Source organism: Sphingobium sp. SG1, assembly GCF_057063145.1.
The window spans coordinates 16,753-38,053 of record NZ_JBVVOJ010000025.1; the positions used below are offsets into that span (position 1 = coordinate 16,753).

Annotated in this window: 24 protein-coding genes; 13 read left to right on the forward strand and 11 right to left on the reverse strand. The window is 58.8% G+C overall.

Going from position 1 to position 21,301, the window contains the following annotated elements; genetic code table 11:
- Positions 1–2: 2 nt before the first annotated feature.
- The 3 genes from AC0KVN_RS25335 to htpG form a co-directional block, all read right to left on the reverse strand.
- The gene (locus tag AC0KVN_RS25335; protein ID WP_483656522.1) at positions 3–524 is read right to left on the reverse strand and encodes a hypothetical protein; all 522 of its coding nucleotides are present in this window, start codon (positions 522–524) and stop codon (positions 3–5) included.
- Between the two features lie 79 nt (positions 525–603).
- Positions 604–981, reverse strand: a complete 378-nt coding sequence (locus AC0KVN_RS25340; RefSeq protein WP_483656523.1) for a hypothetical protein — start codon at positions 979–981, stop codon at positions 604–606.
- Between the two features lie 98 nt (positions 982–1,079).
- Complete coding sequence (gene htpG, locus AC0KVN_RS25345) at positions 1,080–2,966, reverse strand: molecular chaperone HtpG (RefSeq protein WP_483656524.1); 1,887 nt, start codon at positions 2,964–2,966, stop codon at positions 1,080–1,082.
- A 987-nt stretch (positions 2,967–3,953) separates the two neighbouring features.
- On the opposite strand from htpG, the gene ku reads away from it, so the two are divergent.
- Together ku and AC0KVN_RS25355 are read left to right on the forward strand one after the other, a co-directional pair.
- On the forward strand, positions 3,954–4,847 hold the full coding sequence (ku, locus tag AC0KVN_RS25350; RefSeq protein ID WP_483656525.1) for a non-homologous end joining protein Ku: 894 nt from the start codon (positions 3,954–3,956) through the stop codon (positions 4,845–4,847).
- A 4-nt stretch (positions 4,848–4,851) separates the two neighbouring features.
- A complete protein-coding gene (locus tag AC0KVN_RS25355) occupies positions 4,852–5,112 on the forward strand; it encodes a hypothetical protein (protein ID WP_483656526.1) in 261 nt (86 codons plus the stop codon).
- Between the two features lie 6 nt (positions 5,113–5,118).
- Here AC0KVN_RS25355 and AC0KVN_RS25360 read toward each other — a convergent pair whose 3' ends face one another.
- Together AC0KVN_RS25360 and AC0KVN_RS25365 are read right to left on the reverse strand one after the other, a co-directional pair.
- Positions 5,119–5,361 (reverse strand): KTSC domain-containing protein, encoded by a 243-nt coding sequence (locus AC0KVN_RS25360; protein WP_483656542.1) that lies wholly within the window; start codon positions 5,359–5,361, stop codon positions 5,119–5,121.
- Between the two features lie 214 nt (positions 5,362–5,575).
- Entirely contained in the window at positions 5,576–6,409 is an 834-nt protein-coding gene (locus tag AC0KVN_RS25365; protein WP_038293239.1) for an IS5 family transposase, read from the reverse strand.
- Positions 6,410–6,535: 126 nt separating this feature from the next.
- On the opposite strand from AC0KVN_RS25365, the gene AC0KVN_RS25370 reads away from it, so the two are divergent.
- Positions 6,536–7,363 carry a GNAT family N-acetyltransferase gene (locus AC0KVN_RS25370; RefSeq protein ID WP_483656527.1) on the forward strand — a complete coding sequence of 276 codons (828 nt, stop codon included), beginning with the start codon at positions 6,536–6,538 and terminating at the stop codon, positions 7,361–7,363.
- A gap of 99 nt (positions 7,364–7,462) precedes the next feature.
- Positions 7,463–9,979 (forward strand): DNA ligase D, encoded by a 2,517-nt coding sequence (gene ligD, locus AC0KVN_RS25375; RefSeq protein WP_483656528.1) that lies wholly within the window; start codon positions 7,463–7,465, stop codon positions 9,977–9,979.
- A 386-nt stretch (positions 9,980–10,365) separates the two neighbouring features.
- Here the strand turns inward: ligD and AC0KVN_RS25380 are convergent, their stop codons facing one another.
- Positions 10,366–10,629 (reverse strand): DksA/TraR family C4-type zinc finger protein, encoded by a 264-nt coding sequence (locus AC0KVN_RS25380; protein WP_483656543.1) that lies wholly within the window; start codon positions 10,627–10,629, stop codon positions 10,366–10,368.
- 378 nt (positions 10,630–11,007) lie between these two features.
- Here AC0KVN_RS25380 and AC0KVN_RS25385 point away from each other — a divergent pair, with 378 nt between their 5' ends.
- Complete coding sequence (locus AC0KVN_RS25385; RefSeq protein ID WP_483656529.1) at positions 11,008–13,608, forward strand: PAS domain-containing protein; 2,601 nt, start codon at positions 11,008–11,010, stop codon at positions 13,606–13,608.
- A gap of 155 nt (positions 13,609–13,763) precedes the next feature.
- Here AC0KVN_RS25385 and AC0KVN_RS25390 read toward each other — a convergent pair whose 3' ends face one another.
- Together AC0KVN_RS25390 and AC0KVN_RS25395 are read right to left on the reverse strand one after the other, a co-directional pair.
- Positions 13,764–14,309: an MgtC/SapB family protein gene (locus tag AC0KVN_RS25390; protein WP_483656530.1), complete on the reverse strand. Its 546-nt coding sequence runs from the start codon at positions 14,307–14,309 to the stop codon at positions 13,764–13,766.
- Positions 14,302–14,910, reverse strand: a complete 609-nt coding sequence (locus AC0KVN_RS25395; RefSeq protein WP_483656531.1) for a DedA family protein — start codon at positions 14,908–14,910, stop codon at positions 14,302–14,304. The genes AC0KVN_RS25390 and AC0KVN_RS25395 overlap by 8 nt, the downstream gene beginning before the upstream one ends.
- A 576-nt stretch (positions 14,911–15,486) precedes the next feature.
- Between AC0KVN_RS25395 and AC0KVN_RS25400 the strand changes: the two genes are divergently transcribed.
- Genes AC0KVN_RS25400 through AC0KVN_RS25410 form a run of 3 tightly spaced genes read left to right on the forward strand, consistent with a single transcriptional unit; the run spans position 15,487 to position 16,175 of the window.
- On the forward strand, positions 15,487–15,750 hold the full coding sequence (locus AC0KVN_RS25400; RefSeq protein WP_483656532.1) for a DUF2171 domain-containing protein: 264 nt from the start codon (positions 15,487–15,489) through the stop codon (positions 15,748–15,750).
- Between the two features lie 27 nt (positions 15,751–15,777).
- Positions 15,778–15,963 carry a hypothetical protein gene (locus AC0KVN_RS25405; protein WP_483656533.1) on the forward strand — a complete coding sequence of 62 codons (186 nt, stop codon included), beginning with the start codon at positions 15,778–15,780 and terminating at the stop codon, positions 15,961–15,963.
- Positions 15,963–16,175, forward strand: coding sequence for a hypervirulence associated TUDOR domain-containing protein (locus tag AC0KVN_RS25410; RefSeq protein ID WP_483656534.1), 213 nt, complete (start codon positions 15,963–15,965; stop codon positions 16,173–16,175). Before AC0KVN_RS25405 ends, AC0KVN_RS25410 begins: the two co-directional genes overlap by 1 nt.
- 330 nt (positions 16,176–16,505) lie before the next feature.
- Here AC0KVN_RS25410 and AC0KVN_RS25415 read toward each other — a convergent pair whose 3' ends face one another.
- The gene (locus AC0KVN_RS25415; RefSeq protein ID WP_483656535.1) at positions 16,506–16,691 is read right to left on the reverse strand and encodes a hypothetical protein; all 186 of its coding nucleotides are present in this window, start codon (positions 16,689–16,691) and stop codon (positions 16,506–16,508) included.
- Positions 16,692–16,922: 231 nt separating this feature from the next.
- On the opposite strand from AC0KVN_RS25415, the gene AC0KVN_RS25420 reads away from it, so the two are divergent.
- Together AC0KVN_RS25420 and AC0KVN_RS25425 are read left to right on the forward strand one after the other, a co-directional pair.
- Positions 16,923–17,219, forward strand: coding sequence for a plasmid stabilization protein (locus AC0KVN_RS25420; RefSeq protein ID WP_483656536.1), 297 nt, complete (start codon positions 16,923–16,925; stop codon positions 17,217–17,219).
- Positions 17,220–17,233: 14 nt separating this feature from the next.
- Positions 17,234–17,608: a four-helix bundle copper-binding protein gene (locus AC0KVN_RS25425; protein WP_483656544.1), complete on the forward strand. Its 375-nt coding sequence runs from the start codon at positions 17,234–17,236 to the stop codon at positions 17,606–17,608.
- 198 nt (positions 17,609–17,806) lie between these two features.
- On the opposite strand, the gene AC0KVN_RS25430 is transcribed toward AC0KVN_RS25425, so the two are convergent.
- On the reverse strand, positions 17,807–18,178 hold the full coding sequence (locus tag AC0KVN_RS25430) for a PRC-barrel domain-containing protein (protein WP_483656537.1): 372 nt from the start codon (positions 18,176–18,178) through the stop codon (positions 17,807–17,809).
- Positions 18,179–18,444: 266 nt separating this feature from the next.
- Between AC0KVN_RS25430 and AC0KVN_RS25435 the strand changes: the two genes are divergently transcribed.
- The 3 genes from AC0KVN_RS25435 (at position 18,445) to AC0KVN_RS25445 (ending at position 20,361) form a co-directional block, all read left to right on the forward strand.
- Positions 18,445–19,212 carry a Crp/Fnr family transcriptional regulator gene (locus AC0KVN_RS25435; protein ID WP_483656538.1) on the forward strand — a complete coding sequence of 256 codons (768 nt, stop codon included), beginning with the start codon at positions 18,445–18,447 and terminating at the stop codon, positions 19,210–19,212.
- Between the two features lie 244 nt (positions 19,213–19,456).
- Positions 19,457–20,029, forward strand: a complete 573-nt coding sequence (locus AC0KVN_RS25440) for an alpha-ketoglutarate-dependent dioxygenase AlkB (RefSeq protein ID WP_483656539.1) — start codon at positions 19,457–19,459, stop codon at positions 20,027–20,029.
- Positions 20,026–20,361 carry a hypothetical protein gene (locus AC0KVN_RS25445; RefSeq protein ID WP_483656540.1) on the forward strand — a complete coding sequence of 112 codons (336 nt, stop codon included), beginning with the start codon at positions 20,026–20,028 and terminating at the stop codon, positions 20,359–20,361. The genes AC0KVN_RS25440 and AC0KVN_RS25445 overlap by 4 nt, the downstream gene beginning before the upstream one ends.
- On the opposite strand, the gene xth is transcribed toward AC0KVN_RS25445, so the two are convergent.
- Positions 20,358–21,155 (reverse strand): exodeoxyribonuclease III, encoded by a 798-nt coding sequence (gene xth / locus AC0KVN_RS25450; protein ID WP_483656541.1) that lies wholly within the window; start codon positions 21,153–21,155, stop codon positions 20,358–20,360. The genes AC0KVN_RS25445 and xth overlap by 4 nt on opposite strands.
- Positions 21,156–21,301 lie beyond the last annotated feature (146 nt).

Genomic DNA, 21,301 nt, shown 5'->3' on the forward strand with positions numbered 1-21,301 from the left:
CTTCAGATGGTTCCCTCCAGGTCTTCGCGCATCACCGCACCTGCGGCGAAAGCTTGGGCAAGGACGAACACCATGAGTGTCGCGACCCAGCCGCCAATCGAGATGTCGCCGCGCGGTGCCGCAGTGCCGAGGCTGGTCCAGTAATGGGCCAGACCCGCACACAGAATATCGAGCATCTGCAGCGTCAGCAGACTCCAGCCGATGGTCATCAGGCGCCCCGAATTGGCGGGGACGAATGGATCGCGATGGGCGGCGGAGTCGACAACGGCGCCGAGGGCCGACAGCAGCCTGTCTGTCGCGACCGCCATGACAATGCCGACCAGCAGGAGCAGCCGGACGCCAGTGAGTGCTGCCGTGGCATCGGTCACCGGATCCGCCTGGAGAAGAATGCGACCGAAAAAGCCAGGTGCAACCCATGTGGCAACGAAGCCAGTGGGCACGGCCACAAGAAAAAGCCTGTTCGTAAGCAGCGCAGCATGCACTGTGATGGCGGCGCCGCGAACCAAGATGTCCTGCTGTTTCATGTTAATCCCCTTATCGATAATCAATAAGGTTATCGTGCCACGGCGTCAACCGAATTTATCGAAATTCGATATGATTAACCTATGGCGCATCGATTGCCCCTTGCAGAGACGGCTGCCAGCGAAGGCCAGCGACCTCACGGGCGGCAGCTAGTCGGTGGCTCGCTGCGTAGTAGTCGTCGCACTTGGGAGCGAAAAATCGAGTGCTCAACGACCGCAAGGGGGCGTTATCTCGCGCCTGCCATCTCTCGCGCGATCGCAGTGACTGACGGATCAGCGGCATGCGCTTGCGCTCCGTCCTGAGGGCGAGATACCCCTTCACCTCGATCAGCGGAGAACTCGTATCGCGCGGCAAGACGCGAATCCGGCTGTCGGGTGGGCATTCCTTCTCGAACATCAGGCTCATGCCGATGCCCTGCGCCACCCCCTCACGGATCATCTCGCGGGTATGGAATTCCATAGTCTGGCCAGGGGCATCTCCGCATCGGCGAGCAAGCGGTCGAGAATGCTCGGCTGCCCTGGCTTGAAGGAGGGGAGCCGGTGGGCTCCCCATCAATATCATCCCAAGGCTTTCGCCATCAAACGCTCCAGCCGTTCGGCAAAAGCGCGCGGATCAGCCGGTGCTTCGCCTTCAGCAATTCGAGCCTCATCAAGCAAAAGGAACGCCAAATCCCTTCGTCCTTCCTCATCGCCGCTGGCCTGCCCCAGCTTGGCGATGAGTGCATGGCTGGCATTTACCTCCATAACGGGCTTGGCTCTTTCCGGCGCACGGCCGGCAGAGGCCAACATTTTTTCCAGCTGAAGATCCATGGCATTGTCCGCGGCAACGATGCACACCGCGCTGCTGGTCAATCGGTCCGAGATGCGAACATCTGACACCTGATCTGCCAGAGCCTCCTTTGCAAAGGCAATAAAGCTACTGGCTTCCTCGCTCGGCGCGGCAGCCTTGCTGCTCCCGTCGGCCAGGGGGATGAGGCTGAGGTCAGCAGCACCCTGCGTGACAGACTTGAAGGGCTTGCCCTCATAATCGACGCCCATCGTCGTCCAGAAATTATCTACTTGATCGGGGAGGAGGAGAACCTCGATGCCGCGCGCCTTGAAGCCTTCGATCTGCGGGGAGTGCGCGAGCCGATCCAGATCATGTCCGGTCGCATAATAGATCGCTGTCTGATTTTCTTTCAGATCGCTGACATAGTCCTTGAGCGAGCGCCATGCGCCGTTGGACGCCGTGCTCTTGAACCGAGCCAGGCCCAGCAACGCTTCGCGACGCTCGAAATCTTCGTAAAGGCCTTCCTTCAAAACCGATCCGAAATTTTCCCAGATCGCGGTGTAGCGCTCCGGTTCACTGCCTGAAAGCTTGTCCAACTCGGTGAGGATGCGGTTGCTTACGCCCTTTTGAATGGCGGACAGTATCGGGCTGTCCTGAATCATCTCGCGCGACATGTTGAGAGGCAGGTCGGCTGAATCCACCAGACCGCGTACGAAACGAAGATAGCGCGGGAGAATATCCGCCTCGTCGGTGATGAATACACGGCGCACATAGAGCTTGATGCGGCCCTTGCGATCAGGGTCGAATAGATCAAAGGGCTTTGATTGGGGGATGAAGGTCAGAACCGAAAATTCGTGACGCCCTTCTGCGCGATAATGGAGCGTCAGCGCCGGCTCGTCGAACTGCCCTGCAACACTTCGATAGAAATCGGTATAATCTTCCTCGCTGATGTCGGTCTTTGCCTTGGTCCAAAGCGCCACGCCGTCGGCGACCTGCTTTGGTTCATCCTCGCTGCCCGCTTCCTGAAGGAAGATAGGAACCGGGACATGACCCGACTGCGCTTTGACAATCCGCTCGACGGTGTAGCGCTCGGCATAGGTCTTGGCATCGTCCAGCAGGTGCAATGTGACGCGCGTACCGCGCGCGGGCGCCGCTGCAGGATCGGCCGGTGCAATCGTGTAAGTACCCAGCCCGTCGGAGGACCAGATGGCTGCATCCGTCTCTCCGGCACGACGGGAAACAACCTCGACCTTAGCCGCCACCATGAATGCAGAATAGAAGCCGACGCCGAACTGGCCGATAAGATGCTGCCCTTCGCCACTCTTGTCTGCGGCAAGCCTGTCCATAAATGCCTTGGTGCCTGACCGTGCAATGGTGCCCAGTGTTTCACCCATATCTGCGGCGGTCATGCCGATGCCGTTATCCTCGATCACGAGCGTGCCGGCTTCCTTGTCCAGCTTGAGACTGATGCGCGATTGAGGTTCATCGCCCAGCAGCGCCGGGCTGGAGATCGCCTCATACCGCAGCTTTTCGCAAGCATCGGCAGCATTGGATATAAGTTCGCGCAGGAAAACGTCGCGGTCGGAATAGACCGAGTGGACCATCATGTGCAAAAGCTTGGAAACATCTGCCTCGAAGGCCCGCGTTTCAGCGGCGGTAACGGTATCCATTGTCATCGTCTCTCTGGCTCGCATTCACAGATTTGCGCGCGACAGATGGAGCGAAAGCTTTGGCCGTTCAAGAGGTCGCAGCACCGGCGAAGACCGGCTTTCTAATCACTATCCATGGGCTGTTGACCGGATGGCCTCATCCGAAACGCAATATCTTCTTTACCTGATGCACTCTCGAATCGGTGGCTGTTCGCAGACTTGCCAATATCGACGCCATTGATAGCGTCCCTAAGGTCGAGCAAGGCTTGGAGGGTTGCGCCCGAGTAGACAAATGAAGCTGTCCAAATGACGTGGCTCGAAGACATCTGGCTCGTCAGTCTCGCAACCGAGTCTGCGAGAGAGCCTTCGAACAAAGCCTTTTCGCGGCCATCCGGGCTAGAACTCGGCTTCAAGAACAATATCGCGAATTGATTCCAGTCCACCGCGCCAACCTCTCTCATCTTAAGATCATGGTTAATGAGTACGCGCGTGAAGCGCACTAACGGCTTGTTGCTCACCGGAAAGATCACAGTTCGATAATAGCGGCATGCGCGCGAGCCAATTCTTCGTCATTCATTGCTGCGGCTATAGCCGCAGAATTCAGATGCGTGCATCCGATCATGTAACATTCTGTCAGATAAAACATGGCAAGTGAATTGATCTGAATCAACATATGTGTGTGCGCATGGGTATGGTTGCCGCTTCGTCAACTGCTATGCCCTCTGTGACTCGGATAGCAAAAGCCGACATCGATATGCCGTTTTCGTGCGCGACCATCAGCGCCCGGCGCCCATCCGACATTCTTGCTTCACGCAACTCTTTGAAAATCGATCGAAATGAACCCGTTGGACTCGGTTTGTGTCCATCCGTTTCGTCTGCAATGTCAGCCACTTCCAGTCCGCGTGCCTTCTTTCGCCCAGAACTCGTCGTTGGCGGTGGTAAACTGAGCCGCCCTCGGGCGTGGGAACGCTGTCCACCGGAGAAAGTTATCGGAAGAACGAGTTGGAGACGATCATGGCTGCACGACCTTATTGGAAAGGCCAGATAAGGCTGGCCCTGGTTTCGATCCCTGTCGAAATCTATTCGGCGACCAGGAGCGGCGCGACCATTGCATTCAATCAAATTCATGAGCCGTCGGGCAAGCGCATCAAATATGAGAAAGTCGTGCCCGGCATCGGCCCGGTCGATCTGGATGAGATCGTCAAAGGCTTTGAATATGCCAAGGGCGAATATGTCTTGCTCGATGAGAAGGAGATCGAGGGCGTCAAGCTCGAGAGCAAGAAAACGCTCGAACTGACGCAGTTTGTCGATAGCCACGACATCGACCCGATCTATTTCGAAAAGCCCTATTATGTCGTGCCGGCCGACGACCTGGCCGAGGAAGCCTTCATCGTGCTGCGAGAGGCGCTCCGCCGCAGCCGGAAGATCGGTCTTGGCCAGCTAGCAATGCGTGGGCGGGAATATGTCGTCAGCATCAAAGCATGCGGCCGCGGCATGGTCATGGAAACCCTGCGTTATGCCGATGAGGTCAACAAGGCAGCGAGCTATTTCCGCGAAATCGGCGATGGCGATCCTGATGATGAACTCCTCGATCTTGCCACGACCCTGATCGATAAGAAAACCGGCAAGTTCGATGCCAGCGATTTTCATGACCGCTATGTCGATGCGCTCAAGGATCTGATCGAGCGCAAGAAGAAGGGAAAGACCCTCAATATCGATGCGGACGATGGCGAAGGCGACCCCCGCGGCAGCAACGTCGTCGATTTGATGGCCGCACTTAAAAAATCGCTTGGCAGTGGCGGTTCCAAGCCTGCTGGGAAGAGGGCGCCAGCCAAAACGGCAGCGAAGAGCGCCGATAAGAAGCCAGCAGTGAAGGCTCCAGCGAAGACGACGCGCAAGCGGGCGTGACCTCATGACCGGTCAAGACCCGAGCGTATCCGGCAGCGACGATGACGGTGATGATGCTTTCGCGGAGGGTGCCATCACACTCTGGAGCAATTTGCTGGCGCTGATCGGCACGCATTTGCTCGAAACCGGTATGCCGCGCCAGGAGGTTCTCGACATGCTGACGATGCTCCACGAAACCAATGAGGAAACTGTGCGATCGCCTCGCGCGCGCGCCATTGCAGGACAGCATCTGATGTCGGTCTACCGGGTGCTCGGAGAGGCTTAAGCGCCCTTAATCTGTCGGCCCGAAACGTCGGCGCTCGGGGTCGCGACGGCACGCGAAGTGACCCTTGATCCTTTCGTTGAAAAAGGCTCCCGCCGAGCCGGCCTTGCACAGCTCGTCGAAGATGATGGCGGGCACATGATAGTAGAGATATTTGCCGGTCTGACGGAATGAGATGTAAAGCGTGTGCGCCTCATCATCGAACGTGACGCGCTCGATCATCGAAGAGTTGTTGAAACGGCAGGCGCGCATCAGCAATCAGCGAAATTACCGATGTCGCGTTCCCTGCCGGCCGACGAGCCGAATCAGAAACAAGGTCGGATGAAGGCCTCGCGCAGACGGGGGTGGGGCTCCGTGAACCGGGCGCCGGCTCAAGGGTTGTCTCAAGATGGCAGAGGTGGCGATCGACCAAAAACTGCGTGACATGGCCGAGCATCGTGGCCTCAGAGCCCGATTCAAAAGTTTCTCAGGCGTAGCAATACCTTGCGGTTCTGCGGATGAGCATGCGGATAGAAGCGATCATAGCCCAGGCGGTTGAAGAGGCGATGGTCGCTTCCCAGTCCTTTGCGAGGCGGCGACACCGTCCCAGCCAGGCGAAGGTGCGCTCGACGACCCAGCGGCGCGGGAGGACTTCAAAGCCCTTGGCTTGATCAGATCGTTTGATGATCTCGATCACCCAGTTCCCGGCTTTGGCGAGTGCCGTTCTGAGCTTGTCACCGGCGTAGCCACCATCGGCGAAGATATGGCGCAGCCAAGGGAAGCGCTGGCAAATCCTTTTGAGCACGTCGACGGCGCCATCCCGGTCCTGAATATCGGCGGTGTGCACGAGGATGGAGATCAGAAAGCCGGAGGTGTCGGTCAGGATATGACGCTTTCGACCTTTGACTTTCTTGCCTGCGTCATACCCACTCGGACCGCCGCTCTCGGTCGTTTTCACGCTCTGGCTATCGATGATGCCCGCACTGGGAGAGGCTTCGCGCCCCTCGATCTCTCGCAGGTTCATGACCAGCAGCGTGTTCATCACCTCAAACAATCCCGCGTTACGCCAGGCGTAGAAATAGCGCCGGACCGTCGAGACCGGTGGAAAGCACTTGGGCAGCAGGCGCCAGGCACATCCGGCCGAGGCCAGGTAGAGCAACGCGTTGGCCACTTCACGCATATTCGTGCTGCGACGCCGACCGCCGTGCTTTGCCGGAGGAATGAACGGTGCCACCAGCGCCCACTCTCTGTCCGTCATGTCGCTTGGATACCGCAGTCCTTTGCGGCTATGCTCATCTCGAGCAATGCCAGTCCATGCCATTGATCACTCCATCTCTCGCAAGGACGGCGTGAATCATAACATGCTGGTATTGCTCAACAACTTTTGGATCGGGCTCTCAAGCTCGTGAAATCACGCAGGCGCAAACCGGGTGTCGGCGACTATGGCATGTTCGGGCTGACCGATGCAGCCGGCAATCCGTTGTTCGGCATTGGCGCACAAGGGCTGGAAGCGACGGCGCAAGATATCGAGGCCTATCTGCGGGCCGGTGCCGCCAGCACCTGGAAGGCATCGGCGGAAAGCACCCCGGCCAGACCAGTATCGACAGCCCGACCAGCAGGCACCAATAACGACGACGGCCAGGATATGGAATCGGCCATTCGGCCGCGTTCGACACGCAGGTCTGGGAAACAGCCACAAACTCCAAACAGAGGATATGCTAAAGGTCGCAAAAAAGCCGAAGAACCGCCAGTAGATCGGCATGAACACGAGGCCAAAGCAGCTGCGATTGTCAGCTCAGCATTTCGTCCAAGCGACCGCCGCTTAGACCCTGCGCCGGTGCCCGAGCCGAAACTGCTTATCCGCCCCGCAAAGGCAGCCGACGCGCAAGCGCTTGTCCCGTTGGTGCGACAGCTGTCCGGGGTGAAGCTGGATGAACCCGGTGTCGCTCGGAATCTGAAAGCAGCGCTCAAGGCGGAGGCCTACATGGCCGTCGCTGAATTTGGAGAAGTCGTCGGCTGCTGCGCCTGGGCCGTCATACCCACGATCCAGCACGGGCTGGTCGGCAGACTGACGTTGCTCCTCGTTGCGCAAGCATATCGAAGAAAGGGCATTGCCACCGCTCTGGTCGATGAGGCCGTGACGTCGCTACGCAAGGCAGGTTGCACGCGGCTTGAAGCGATGAGCGACATTGAGGTGAGGAATGCCCACAATTTCTTCCGCACGTTGAAGTTCGAGCAGACCAGCTACCGGTTCGCGCGGTCAATCGACCGCTAATGATCGCAGTCCGGTTTCGCCGCGCTTGTCAGACCTGAGCCGCGCAGGAACGAGTCATGGCATCCGGGAATTAAGAGAGCGAAGGGATCCGGGATCGACATGCCGAACATACAGACCAGGAAGGAGGACAGGCTCGCCACCTATCGCGCCAAGCGTGATTTCGCGCGCACCGCCGAACCCTCCGGGGCGACACAGCCCGCCGCCGGTAACGGCTTTGTCGTCCAGAAACATGCCGCGTCCCGTCTACACTATGATTTCAGACTGGAGCTGGACGGTGTTCTTCTCAGCTGGGCCGTCACGCGCGGGCCCAGTGCCAACCCGGATGACAAGAGGCTGGCTGTGCGGACTGAGGACCATCCGCTCGACTATGCCCGGTTCGAAGGCACCATCCCCAAGGGCGAATATGGCGGCGGTACCGTCATGCTGTGGGACAACGGAACGTGGGAACCGACCGCGGGCAAGGATCCGCGCGCGACCCTGTCTGAAGGCCATCTCCATTTCATCCTTCATGGGCGCCGGATGCAGGGCGAATGGATCCTTTTTCGCATGAAGCCGCGTGGCCGGGAAAAGGGCGAGAACTGGATATTGCGCAAGGTAAAGGATGCCTTTGCCGGGGGCTCGGACGATCTGGTCGGGCTCCACCTGACCAGCATCGATAGCGGGCGCACGATGGAGGAGATCGCTGCGGGCAAACCGGTTGCAAGATCGAAGGCCAAGGCATCGCCATCGGCCTCAGCCTCAATAAAGGCGCAAGCCAGGAAGCCTGCCAGGGCAACGAAGCGCAGGAAAGCAGCCCGTATCCTGCCGCCGTTCCAGCCCGTACAGCTGGCGACTCTTGTCGACCATGTGCCGCCGGGTGATCGCTGGCTGCACGAGCTCAAATATGACGGATACCGCACGCTGCTGGCGATCGGAAATGGCGAAGGCCGTGCCTACACACGCTCGGGGTTGGACTGGTCGGACCGGTTCGCCGGAATGATTGGCGACGCCGTCACGCTTGATGCTGAAAGCGCCTTGATCGACGGTGAAGCGGTCGTGGTGTTGCCCGACGGCAGGACCAGTTTCCAGGCTTTGCAGGCAGCGCTCAAGGACGACCCAAACGCGATCGATTATTTCGCGTTTGATTTACTCGAACTTGACGGGGAAGATCTGACGCAACGGCCCTTGCTGGAGCGCAAGGCGCTTCTCTCCGCGCTGATTGGCGAGGGCCGGGGGCATCTGCGCTATTCCGACCATATCGTCGGGCGCGGCGAGCAGCTCTTCAACAGCTTCTGCGACGCGGGGCTGGAGGGTGTCATCTCGAAGCGCATCGACGCACGCTATTCAGGCTCGCGCTCAGGGACCTGGGTGAAGACCAAGTGCATCCGTCGGCAGGAGTTTGTCGTCGTCGGATGGACCCCCTCCGACAAGCAGCGGGGCTTTCGCGCCTTACTGCTGGGAGTGAACAAGAAGGGCGTGCTGCGATACGCAGGCAAGGTTGGGACCGGGTTCACCGGTGACGAGATCGAGCGCCTGATGGCGTTGATGGCGCCGCTAGAACAAAAGACCGCGACGGTGGAGGCACCGCGAGCAGCCGTGCGCGGCGCCCACTGGATCAAGCCCAAACTCGTCGCCGAGGTCGCCTTCATCGAATTCACCGAGGAAGGCGTGCTGCGCCATTCGAGTTATTTGGGGCTTCGAGAGGACAAAAAGCCCGAAGCGGTGGTGGTCGAAACCGAAGCGTTGGTCGGCGAACTGACCGCTCCGGGCGCTACCAGTACCGTCAAGATCAGCAATCGCGACCGCGTCATCTTTCCCGAGGGCAAGCTCACCAAGGGGCAACTCGCCGAATATTATGAAGCTGTTGCGGAGATCATGCTGCCCTGGAGCGGCAGCCGGCCGATCAGCCTGGTGCGCTGCCCGCAAGGCCGAGACAAGAAATGCTTTTTCCAGAAACATGATGCAGGCAGCTTCGGCGATGCAGTCAGGCATGTCGCGATCCGCGAGAAGGATGGGCGTGACGAGCCCTATCTGTTCGTGGACACGCCTGCCGGACTTCTGACTTGCGTCCAGATGGGCACGATCGAGTTCCATGGCTGGGGCGCTCGGATCGAGGACGTCGAGATGGCCGACCGACTGGTGTTCGATCTGGACCCCGACGAGGGGGTGGAGTTCAAGGATGTGGTCTCGGCGGCTGCCCATCTTCAGGACGTGCTGGGTCAGATGGGTCTCGCAACTTTCCCGATGGTGACCGGCGGCAAGGGCGTTCATGTCATCGCGCCGCTCACGCCGACCGCCCAATGGCCAGTGGTCAAGGATTTTGCGCACCGCTTTGCCATGGCCCTTGCGCAGGCCGATCCCGACCGGTTCACTGCGGCCCTGGCCAAGGCCAAGCGTACCGGACGCATCTTCATCGACTATCTTCGCAACCAGCGCGGCGCCACGGCCGTCATGCCGTACAGCGCGCGTTCACGCCCCTTTGCGCCGATCGCCGTGCCGCTCAGTTGGGAGGAGTTGCGCGATCTGGACAGTCCGGCCCACTGGCATATCGGCGATGCCATGGAGATGGTGAAGCGAGCACGGTCTAAGGCACTCGCGCAATGGGGCCGTGCCGACCAGGTCCTGCCAGATTTGTGAAGATCGCCACCTGCAATGTAAAAGGCGTGAACGGCCGTTTGCCGGTCCCGTTTCGCTGAATAGCCGAAGCCGGGTCGGCCATCGTCATGCTCCAGGGACTCAACGCGCCGGAGGAGAGGTTCCTGCAAAGCGCGTTTTGCGATCTTGGCTATCCTTCCATCTGGCATGGCCAGAAGAGCTTCGCGATCCTCAGCGCATTGATGCGCAGGTTGATGCTCCTATGCGGGGTTGGGAGATATCGAGCGAGCATGCGCCGGCTTGGGTCGAGCTTGGCGACAAGAAGGTTCGATGCCGAACCGCGCAGCCATGATGCGCCAGGGCGTGCCCCCTTTGTTCCGACTCATCTGCACTTGAACCACTGTCTGGCTGACAAAGTCTGCGGTGAATTATCTCAACTGACTGTCCTTGCTGCCACGGCGATTGATCCCGACGGAACGGGCAGCCCTGTCACGTTTGGACTGGCACGCAACACAGGTCCGGGTGCCAGGTAAGGCCTGCCGGCGTCGCTCGGGAATCTCCTCGCCGCAATCATCGCAATATACCGCGCTCTCGCCGGCCGGCATCATCGTCCGCGCACGCCGAACCGCGTCCTTGATCGTATCGTCAATCTGGTCTTGCACTGCGCCATCGGGCGCCCAACCATTTGCCATCGCCTTGACCTCCATATCCTAAATGGAGCTCCGGTGCGCTAAGTTCCAGTTGTGTGCCCATTGACGCAGTCATGGGGTTCCTCGCCAAGCTGACGTGCAAAAAGCGACCGCCGATCTATGCAGTGGTGAACGACAATTTTGCCTATGTTCGACCGTATGCGCTCAACTATGAAATCAGCGTGCCAGCGTTTCTCCCAAAAAAGGCCACTTCATCGCAACCCATCTCGATAGAGGAAAAGCCAAAGGCGCTGCCGGCAGGGATTACGAGCGCCTCGATCTGTCATGCGCTCAAACTTTCCAATGCCATGGAGATGGAACCGCACTCTACTTGCCTCGGTTCTGGCAGAAACGAAAGGCGTAGGCGGGATCGACATAAGAATGAGCGAGACAGTGACGAATGGACACGGCACCGCCGACGCTCAAAGGATTGAAGCTGAAGTTCTGGGCCTCGACACAGGGACGGATCCCTTCGTAGCTGCGGTGCGCGCCACGCGCATGCCGATGATCATAACCAATCCGCGTCTGCACGATAATCCGGTGGTGTTCGCCAATGACTCCTTCTGTCGGCTGACGGGTTACGAGCGCGAGGAAATATTGGGTCGCAACTGCCGATTTTTGCAGGGGCCAGAGACGGATCGGGCGGATGTCCAGGCCATTCACGATGCGGTGGAGGCGGTACGCCCTATCGAGATCGACATTCGCAATCATCGTAAGTCCGGGGAGCCATTTTGGAACCGGCTCCTGCTTGCCCCCGTATTCGACGAAGCAGGAATGCTCGCATATTTCTTTGCCAGCCAGGTCGACGTGACGCTGGAGCGCGAACGCCTTGAGGGGCTCGAAAATTCGAACGCTGCCCTCATGGCTGAAATCACCAGCCGGCTCCAACGCCAGAACGAGCAGGAACGCGAGCTCGATTTTGCCCTTCGGGCCGGAAAGTTCGGGACTTGGAGTATCAATTTCGAAACCGGAGAGCTCACCACTTCTCCTGCGTGCCGGGCGCTGTTTGGCGTAGACACGGAAAAGCCGTTTACATTTGATGACCGCCTCGCGGCTATTCATCCCGCCGATCGCGCGGCTAACATCGATGCGATCGACCTGACACGGCTTACGGGAGGGGATTTCGACGTCACCTACCGGATCGTCACCCCGGAGGGTGAAATCCGCTGGCTGACGTCTCGCGGTCAGCCGTTTCCCAACGCCGACGGCAAACCCTTGCGGCTTGCAGGCATATCTTCCGATGTTACAGAGCAGAGGCGCGCTGAGCGAATGCGCGTTGCGCTGGTCGAACTGAGCGATGTCGTGCGCGACGTGCAGGACCCCGCAGACATCTCCTTTGCTGCAGCCCGGATATTGGGCGAGGCACTGGAAGTCAGCAGGGCGGGCTATGGCGTCATTGATCCGGCTCTTGAGACGATCACGATCGAGCGCGATTGGAATGCCGAGGGCATATCGTCCCTGGCCGGGGTGCTGCAGTTCCGGGACTATGGATCCTACATTGAGGATCTCAAGCGCGGAAAAGACGTCATCATCGCCGACGCTGACCTTGATCCGCGGTCGGTGGAGGGGGCTGATGCACTCAAGGCCATAAGCGCGCAGGCAGTGGTCAATATGCCGCTCACCGAGCAGGGCGGCCTCGTCGCGTTGCTCTACCTTAACCATGCCACCGCGCGCGAATGGCTCGACGACGAGATCGCTTTTGTCCGGGAAGTTGCGGAACGAACCCGTGTCGCTACCGAACGGCGACGGGCTGAAATCGAACTTCGCGAGCTGGCGGCCTCTCTCGAGCAACAGGTCGAGCAGAGAACGCGAGACCTGATAGCCGCCGAAGAAGCGTTGCGCCAATCGCAGAAAATGGAGGCGGTCGGGCAGTTGACGGGTGGACTGGCGCATGACTTCAACAACCTGCTCACCGGGATCACTGGCGGGCTCGAGATGATCCAGATGCGTCGGGCGCAGGGTCGGCATGAGGATGTGGACCGCTATGTATACGCAGCGCAAGGTGCCGCGCGTCGCGCGGCCGCGCTGACACACAGGCTGCTGGCCTTTTCCCGCCGTCAGACTCTCGCGCCAAAACCAACCTGCGTTGTCGACCTCGTGAATGGCATGGTCGACCTCGTTATGCGCACCGTGGGGCCCTCCATTGAGGTGGAGGCGGTCAACGGCGTCGGGCTTTGGCCGGTCCTTGTGGATCCGAGCCAGCTGGAGAATGCTCTTCTCAATCTGTGCATCAATGCGCGTGACGCCATGCCCGATGGCGGGAAGATCACGATCGAAACAGGAAACCGATGGCTGGATCGCCGGACCGCTGTCGAGCGGGACATGGAGCCAGGGCAATATGTATCCCTCTGCGTATCGGATACCGGCACAGGGATGAGCAAGGAGACAATCTCCAAGGCTTTTGATCCATTTTTCACGACGAAACCCATAGGGATGGGAACGGGGCTCGGCCTCTCGATGATCTATGGATTCACGCGCCAGTCCGGTGGGCAAACCCGGATCTATTCCGAGCTCGGTCGCGGCTCGACGGTATGCCTCTACCTTCCACGCCATCTGGGGGAAGCGGGCAGTCCTGTAACACCGGAAGCCGAGCCGGCGCTGGCGCTTCAAGCACGGGAAGGCGAAACCGTTCTGGTGATTGACGACGAACCCACCGTGCGGATGCTGGTCGTCGAGATTCTGGAAGGTCTTGGCTATGGTGCGATTGAAGCCGTAGACGGCGCGGCAGGACTAAAAATTCTGGAGAGCGATGCACGAGTGGACCTGCTCATCACGGATGTCGGCTTGCCTGGTGGAATGAACGGCAGGCAGGTGGCAGATGCAGCCCGCGTGAAAAGGCCAGACCTTAAAATCCTCTTCATCACCGGTTATGCGGAGAATGCGGTATTAAGCCACGGGCATCTTGATCCTGGTATGCACATCCTCACCAAGCCGTTTTCGATGGAGGCCATGAAGCAGCGCATCACTGATCTGCTTCACTAAGAAATTGGATGAGGAGACAATAGCTGATCGCGCGTTTGCCGCGCCTATCCACGCGATCGCCGTTATCGGCCTTAAGCTTCTTTCGGCCAGATGCATCGCCGCCAAGCTCGACCCCGCTACGCAGCCGCTGAATTGCATGACGCATGAAGCGCCGATTACTCCGCGCTGTTGGCCTTGTCGCGTGCGTCGCGGGGCCCCCGAGCTTTGCCGCGTGAAACAGTGCCACGACGGTTGGGCATCTGAATGTCATCGTCAGCATGATCGGGCACCGGGTCGCGATGGGGAAACAGGCGTTCAACCAGGGTTGCTGCTACGAGCAACAAAAGGGCCAGAACCGTCCCAGCCAGCACGAGGAGATACTGACCTGCACCTGCAGTGATTCCTATGGCTGCTGCCATCCACAAACTCGCGGCTGTCGTCATGTTCCGGACATCGCCGCCGCGCACGAATATGAGGCCGCCGGCGATAAAGCCGATCGCCTGAGCGAGCCCCTGTATCACCCTTACGGGGTCACCTTCACCGTGATTTTCCACAAGTTCGAGCGCCGACAAGGTCAGCATGCTGGAGCTGAGCGAAACCAGCCCGTGCGTGCGAAGACCGGCATCATGGCCGCGGCGCTCACGCTCGAAACCGAGTGCCAGACCCAGTGCAGTCGCCAGGCCGAGCCTTGCGAGCGTCGTCATGAGATCGTCTTCAAGCATTGTCGGTTCGAGCCCGGAAAGTGAAGACGCGGTAGAGATAGTAGAGGAGGATCCCCCCCATGATTACCATGCCGGCGGTCCCCAGATACTGATCTACGGCTCCCGATTTGCCTTCAAGCCAATATCCCATCCCAGCAAGCACGCTGTTCCACGCGGTTGCGCCAATGATCGTCAGCATCAGGAAACGCGGCAATTTTGTGCCGAACAGGCCAGCAGGTATGGATATGAGGGTGCGAAAACCCGGAATGACATGGGCAATCGGGATCGCCCAGATACGATGTTGCTCGAACCACCCGTCAATATGATCGATTTCAGCCGGTGAGAGCGTGAGCCAACGACCATGACTGCCGGCCCAGCCTTTCAATCTCCGCTCGCCCATTTTGCTGGCTATCCACCACCAAAAGAAAGCGCCGGCGCTTGTGCCGACCGTGCCAGAGAGGATGACGAAAATGATATTGAGTTCGCCGTCTGCCGCCGAATATCCCGCAAGCGGCATGATCACCTCGGATGGTATCGGTGGAAAGATATTTTCCAGCATCATCAATAGAGCGATAGCCAAATAACCAAGCTGGCCAACAAGCTCGGTAATCCACTGTGTCATCGCCACGTCCTCGAATTTCGCCTTTTGCTGTGCAGAAATAGCAGTTGAAGAACCGACCTGGCGCCAGCGAGAGAATCTCCGCCTGGGTCAGGCCAGCTTGAGCCTTTCCCGATACATCTGGCGCATAGGATCATCGCCATCTGCCTTTTTTTAGGGCCAACTTGAGACGAGGAAAGAGATCATGCACCTCGCCCCGCATATGGGTTTCGATGTCTTGGCGAGTGGTGACAAATAGCTGTCCGTTGCCATCATACTCTCCTGATATCTTTCCTTCTCAACCATGCTGGCACAAAGGCGGTTCCGTGCGGAGAAATGGCGCTTGCTTCTGCCGGTGATTGATTGCCCCTGGTTAGCTTGCATGAGTGCGCGCCCCGATCGGGATTCCGCCACTTCAGGATGATCGGAAAGCGAAATAGGGCGAATCCAACCAACACAAGTTAAGCGGGAGGCATCTGAGCCAATTTTATCGGAACAGTCGCGTCGTTAACAGGTTGCTGACCGAAGGTTTAAGCGCACGCGCAGCCGCGGTTGCCCCTGGCAAAACCGTTTTGCACATCTGAAATGCAGGAGACGATCATGGCAGATCTGACCGCCATAGTTGAGCATATGAACATAATCGGCGCTGATGGCGTCCACATCGGGACCGTGGACCGGCTTGAAGGTGACAGGATCAAAATGGTGAAGGCCGATAGCGGTTCTCATGGGGACCATCATCACTTCATCTCGACCGGCCTGGTGGCTGCGGTGGAAAACGATCAGGTGCGCCTTTCGGCTAATGCCGATTCCGCAATCCTGCTCGAAGAGGAACAGGATGGCGGGGCCATCATGGACGACGGCTGACAGCCAGGCGAAGCTAAGGATTGGAACATGACGGACACGGTACGAAAGACGCACGAGGACGATGTCGGGCTCATGACTGACAAGGAACTGATCGACACTTGGGAGGGGGCCTCCGGGAAAGAGATCGAAAATGCTTCCCCCTTCATGCGGGCTGTCATCGAGGCAATGGCCAAGCGGGACATCTCATCATCATCGCATCCACGGGTGGCGTGATGAAAAAGCCCCTGAAGGCTGGAGATGCGGTTTCATGGAAAATCCCTGGCGGTGATGCACATGGCACTGTGGTGAAGAAAGTTACGGTGCCAACCCATATCAAGGGTCACAAGGTAGCAGCCTCCCGCGATAACCCGCAATTCATTGTCAAGACGAATACAGGCAAGCGTGCTGCGCACAAAGCTCAGGCTCTTAGCAAGGAACGGGCTTGAGCAGAAAGGCCATTTCCGAAGGATTTGATATGGATGGCTGCCCCCCTCGTCGCCGCGCAAGAAGGGCAGGGCCGTCTTGCTGATAGTGGGAATCGTGATTTCTCTCTTACTATCGATCTTCATGTGCCACAATTTCTGGCAAGCAGAGGAGTTGCATGAAGATCAGGCAGCCGGCAACAATGCCGCCACCGCGCATACCGGCCCATCCTACAGTCAAAAGCCATGATATAATCGAACGTCCCGAATGCGACGTCGACATGGGCCTCCATGGCCCCATATTACCGTAGGAACTGACGTCGAGTTAACCCCGCAGCGATCAGCGGAACTTTCCTACTCTTTTTGCGATAGCGGTCCCTGAGCGCGGGGCATGTCCTCGGACAAACGCGCCCGCATCGCATATTGCTGCGCCATTTCCCAATGCAGCCGCTTGGCGAGAGGGCTTGCGATTTTCTCCGCCGGGGCAAGTTCCTGAATCTCACGCCTGCGAAAATAGGCGGCATCGTCTTGACGGTGCATCGTGATTTCTCCTCATCTCTCCCATGGAATGCCTCCTGGTCATTTGACCTTCCATTACATGGATCAAGTTACCGATGTCGCCGAATGAAGGCGTTGGGACCATGCGTTTGATTAGAAGCCAAATTCCCGCTCTTCCTAACTTAAGTGAGAAAGTTTCTCGTGATTGCAGCCGGACACGAACGCTTCCAACCGTGTTGGATCAGAAGAATATGAGATATGAGGAGAGACGCCATGCCGCGCGGAGACAAGTCGAGCTATACGGATAAGCAGAAGCGCAAGGCCCAGCATATCGAAGAAGGCTATGAGGATCGGGGCGTCAGCCATGAAGAGGCCGAGCGCCGTGCCTGGGCTACAGTGAACAAGGAATCCGGAGGCGGCAATAAATCCGGTTCAGGTCGCGGCAAAAGCGAGAATCATGATTCATCCAGGAAGGGCGGCCGCATCGCCGGATCAAGTCAAAGCCATGAGAAGCGGTCGCAAGCGGCTAAAAAAGGCTGGGAAACCCGCCGCAAGCAGGCGAATGGCTGATGTCCATCCATAAGATGATATCGCTTCATCCCAACGTAGGGCAGGATTTCAATCCGCTTTTGGCAACCGCGGCCCGCCACGCGATGTTCTGCGCTGAAATATGTACCTCATGCGCAGACGCCTGCATGGCGGAACAGATGGAGATGACGCAGTGCATCCGGTCGTGCCTTGATTGCGCCGACGTCTGTATAGCGATGGGCCGGATCGCCGTGCGCCGCTCAGGCCTCAATATAGAAGTTGTCGGACTGATGCTGGAGAGTTGTGCGCGCATTTGTGATCTGTGCGCGGCCCAATGCAGTCGCCATGAACATGCGCATTGCAAGCTTTGCGCTGATATGTGCCGGGAATGTGCGGCAGATTGCCGCGCCGCACTTCCTACCGTCCAATGAGGGACGCGCCATGAGGTCCGGTAGCAAATTGAAGCGAATCGCCGAGAATATCATCGACGGTTGATGTCGCTATCCCGTTGATAAGCGGCCGCGCTCGCGCGAAGAAGAGCATCAATTGCAAGCACAGCTTCACATGTGGAGCCTGTCATGCTCACGGGAAGAGACGGCCAGCGCAGCCCGCTGGCCGTATCCTTGTCCTCAGTAGGGATAGCCGATCCCATAATAGTCATATACCTGCCGACCATAGGTCTGATCGAACGCCGGCTCGCGACCATTTGCATAATGCGGCGCGCCTTCGATCACACTTTTGTCGAGGTTGACGACATAGCCGCCTTGCTCCGTGTCATATGTCAGGACATCCCAGGGGAGCGGATAGTAATCACTCCCCAAGCCGAACAGGCCGCCGAATTGGAGCACTGCGTATTCGACCTTGCCCGAGTGCTTATCGACCATGAAATTATAGATTGATCCGAGCTTCTCGGCACTGCCGTTATATACGGTCGTTCCCTCGACCTTGTTCGAGGCGATCAGGCGATTGGTTTCGTCGGTGGCGATGTCATTTTGCGCCATGCTATCTCTCCTGTGTTTCGGGTAAGTCCGGATTGAACGAAGGATGAGCGCGCCCTTTCCTCACATTTGTCGTCGACGCGTCAAAGCGCCCTCGAACGATGATGAGACGATCCGCCGGGCAGGGCCCCGTCGTGATTGCCGCCCGATCGATCGGACAAAACAAAATTGGGTGAAACTTTTTGTGCCCTTCCGGGGCTATATTTGATCGCCAGCTTTCCTTGGGTTCTGGCGCTGAGGGATAGCGTCCTCGCCCTATGGAGGAAGCAATGGCTTCAACCTCAAACATATTAGCGCCGATGGTCGAGAAGCTCGGCAGCCGTTCGCGCCTCAATCTTGCTGAGCAAAGGGCGCTTTCTTCACTTCCATACCATGTTCTCGAACTTGGCCGGGACCGCTATTTCTCCAGAGAGGGTGACCGCGCCACCCATTGCAGTGTACTGCTCTCGGGCTTTGCGATGTGCCACAAGGTCACCGCTTGCGGCGCCAGACAGGTGATTTCCATCCACCTGCCTGGAGACCTTTTGGACGTTCATGACGGAACGGCAGAAACGACGACTTCGAACTGCCAGTCGCTCTCGAGCGCCGCAGTCGCACTGATCCCTCGTAATGCCCTGATTTCGCTCGCAAGGGACATGCCTGCTGTGGCTATCGCGCTGTGGGCAGATATGGGCGCAAATGCCTCGATCCTTGCGGAATGGTTGCTCAATCTGGGACGAAGAGACGCACGGGCTCGTGTCGCGCACCTGATATGTGAGATGCAATGGCGCCGGAATGCCGTGACCAACCGGAATTCTCCTCGCGAGATATGGCCCATGACGCAGGAGCAACTTGCTGACGCCACCGGGCTTACTCCCGTGCATGTCAATCGGACGCTGCAAGCGCTGCGCCGTGAAGGCCTGCTGTGCGCTGAACCGCGGAAACTGATTATCCTGGACTGGCCGTCCTTATGTGACATTGGAGATTTTACGCCCGAATATCTGCAATTCGAACCGCCAGCCGGGCGCAGCGACGAGCGGAACCTCTCCGTTCATTAGACAGGATCAGGGCGAAATCAGCGGGACCGATCACGAATGGGCAGCCAGCGACTGCACTGGATCAGGAAATCGGCGCGCGCCATGGGGATGAACGCTGCCCACAGCGGGGTTGTTCGCCACGTTCGGACCGGCGGCCTGTCGCAAATAGCTGCGCCACTGTCATCGGCGACCAGCGATCCTATATCGCAATCAGCAAAATGAGCCCAACCGCCTCCTGCACCACGACGCGATGGCATGGATGACGATGATGTCAGATCTATTCGACATGCCGGTGGTTCCTGGCCTTGCGGCGCGGGACGATCTGCTGACCAAAATGGAGGAAGCTGAGCTCATCGCTAGTATCAATGGCAGTAATCTCACCCCCTTTCGGTTCCAGCAATGGACTGGGAAGCGCCTGACCCATAGCTATGGCTGGAACTATGACTTCGAGCATCTCCGCTTCGCGCCAGCCGAACCAATGCCGGACTGGCTTCTCGAAGTGCGAAGCCGCGCCGCTGCTTTTTCCAGGCTTGCAGCAGACGATCTCGCTCAGGCTCTGCTGATCCGCTACGATCCAGGTGCCGGCATCGGCTGGCACAAGGACAGGCCGGTGTTCGAGCATGTCGTGGGCATTTCGCTTGGCAATGAAGCCGTCCTGCGCCTGCGCCGTCGAACGAGCGCCGGGTTCGATCGCGCCAAAGTCTCGCTGCCACCGCGCTCCATCTATCATTTGTCTGGTGAAGTACGTCACGCTTGGGAACATAGCATTGCCCCTATCGAGGTGCCGCGCTGGTCGATCACCTTCCGCAGCATTTCTGACAAGGTCCGAACGCTGTGAGCAGCCGCTCCTATCCCATCACGCCGGACGGACGGTATTTCGCGGTGCGCGGGCGGCTCTGGCGCATGAGCAACCCTGCTCTCGAACCTGACGAGCGTGAACGCCTGGTGAAGGAACTGATGGACGCTCGCCGTGCCGTCGGCGCGGCGCGGCGCGCAGCCGATGCTGCCGCCGAGACAATCGCGCATGATGCGGTCCATCGCGCCAAGGTGGCGCTTGGCGAACGTGGCCCGGTCTGGTGGTGCGATGGCGCACCCGATCTTAACCGCCATCTCGCGCGCACAGGCCCCTATGCACAATGGTATGCCGGCCTTCCCGAAGGGGAGGGCTAGGGCATTCGCTTACGCTTGAGCTTGTCGGCCAATTCCACGACAACCGGGGCATGGTCGCTGGTCCTGTCCCAGCCGCGCGGACGGCGATCGACCTCGGCCGAAATCAACCGCGCTGCGGCCCTGTCGTTCAAAAGGATATGGTCGATCCGCAGGCCCGCGTTGCGCTCGAACGAATTGCGCCAATATTTCCAGAAGGTGTAGATGCGCTCGTCAGGGTGAAGATGCCGCAGGGCATCGGTCCAGCCCAGCTCGAGCAGCCGCGCATAAGCCTCGCGAACTTCCGGCGCGAACAGCGCATCGTCGCGCCAGCGGTCAGGGACATAGACGTCGAGATCGGTCGGCATGACGTTGAAGTCGCCAGCGATCACCACCGGCGCATCAAGAGCCAGAAGCGTCGAAAGATGATCATGCAGCCTGTCGAACCATCGCAGCTTGTAATCGAACTTGGGGCCGGGTCTCGGGTTGCCGTTGGGAAGATAGAGGCCGGCGATCAGCACACCGTTTACTGCAGCCTCGATGTAGCGGCTCTGCACATCCGCCGGCTCCCCCGGAAGCCCCCGGCGCGTCTCGTGGATCTCGCCGACGCGGCTCAAAATCGCCACCCCATTCCAGCTCTTCTGCCCCAGCCAGATCGCCTCATAGCCAAGGTCGCGCAGGGCGGCTTCGGGGAAGCGCTCATCAGGTGCCTTGAGCTCCTGCAAACATACCAGGTCCGGCTCGGCAAGCGCGAGCCAGCGCAACAGCACCGCAAGCCGCCCGTTGATACCATTGACGTTGTAGGTTGCGATCTTCATGGCGTGGACAGGCGGATCAGATAAGCCTCGGCCAGGCCACCCTTGAAAACCCGGCCGACCTCGATCAGGCGTAAGCGGTCAAAATCCCCCACATTCTCATGATTTCGCGATTTGGTAGGTGTTGAGCCTTGCATTTGCGAGGTGGT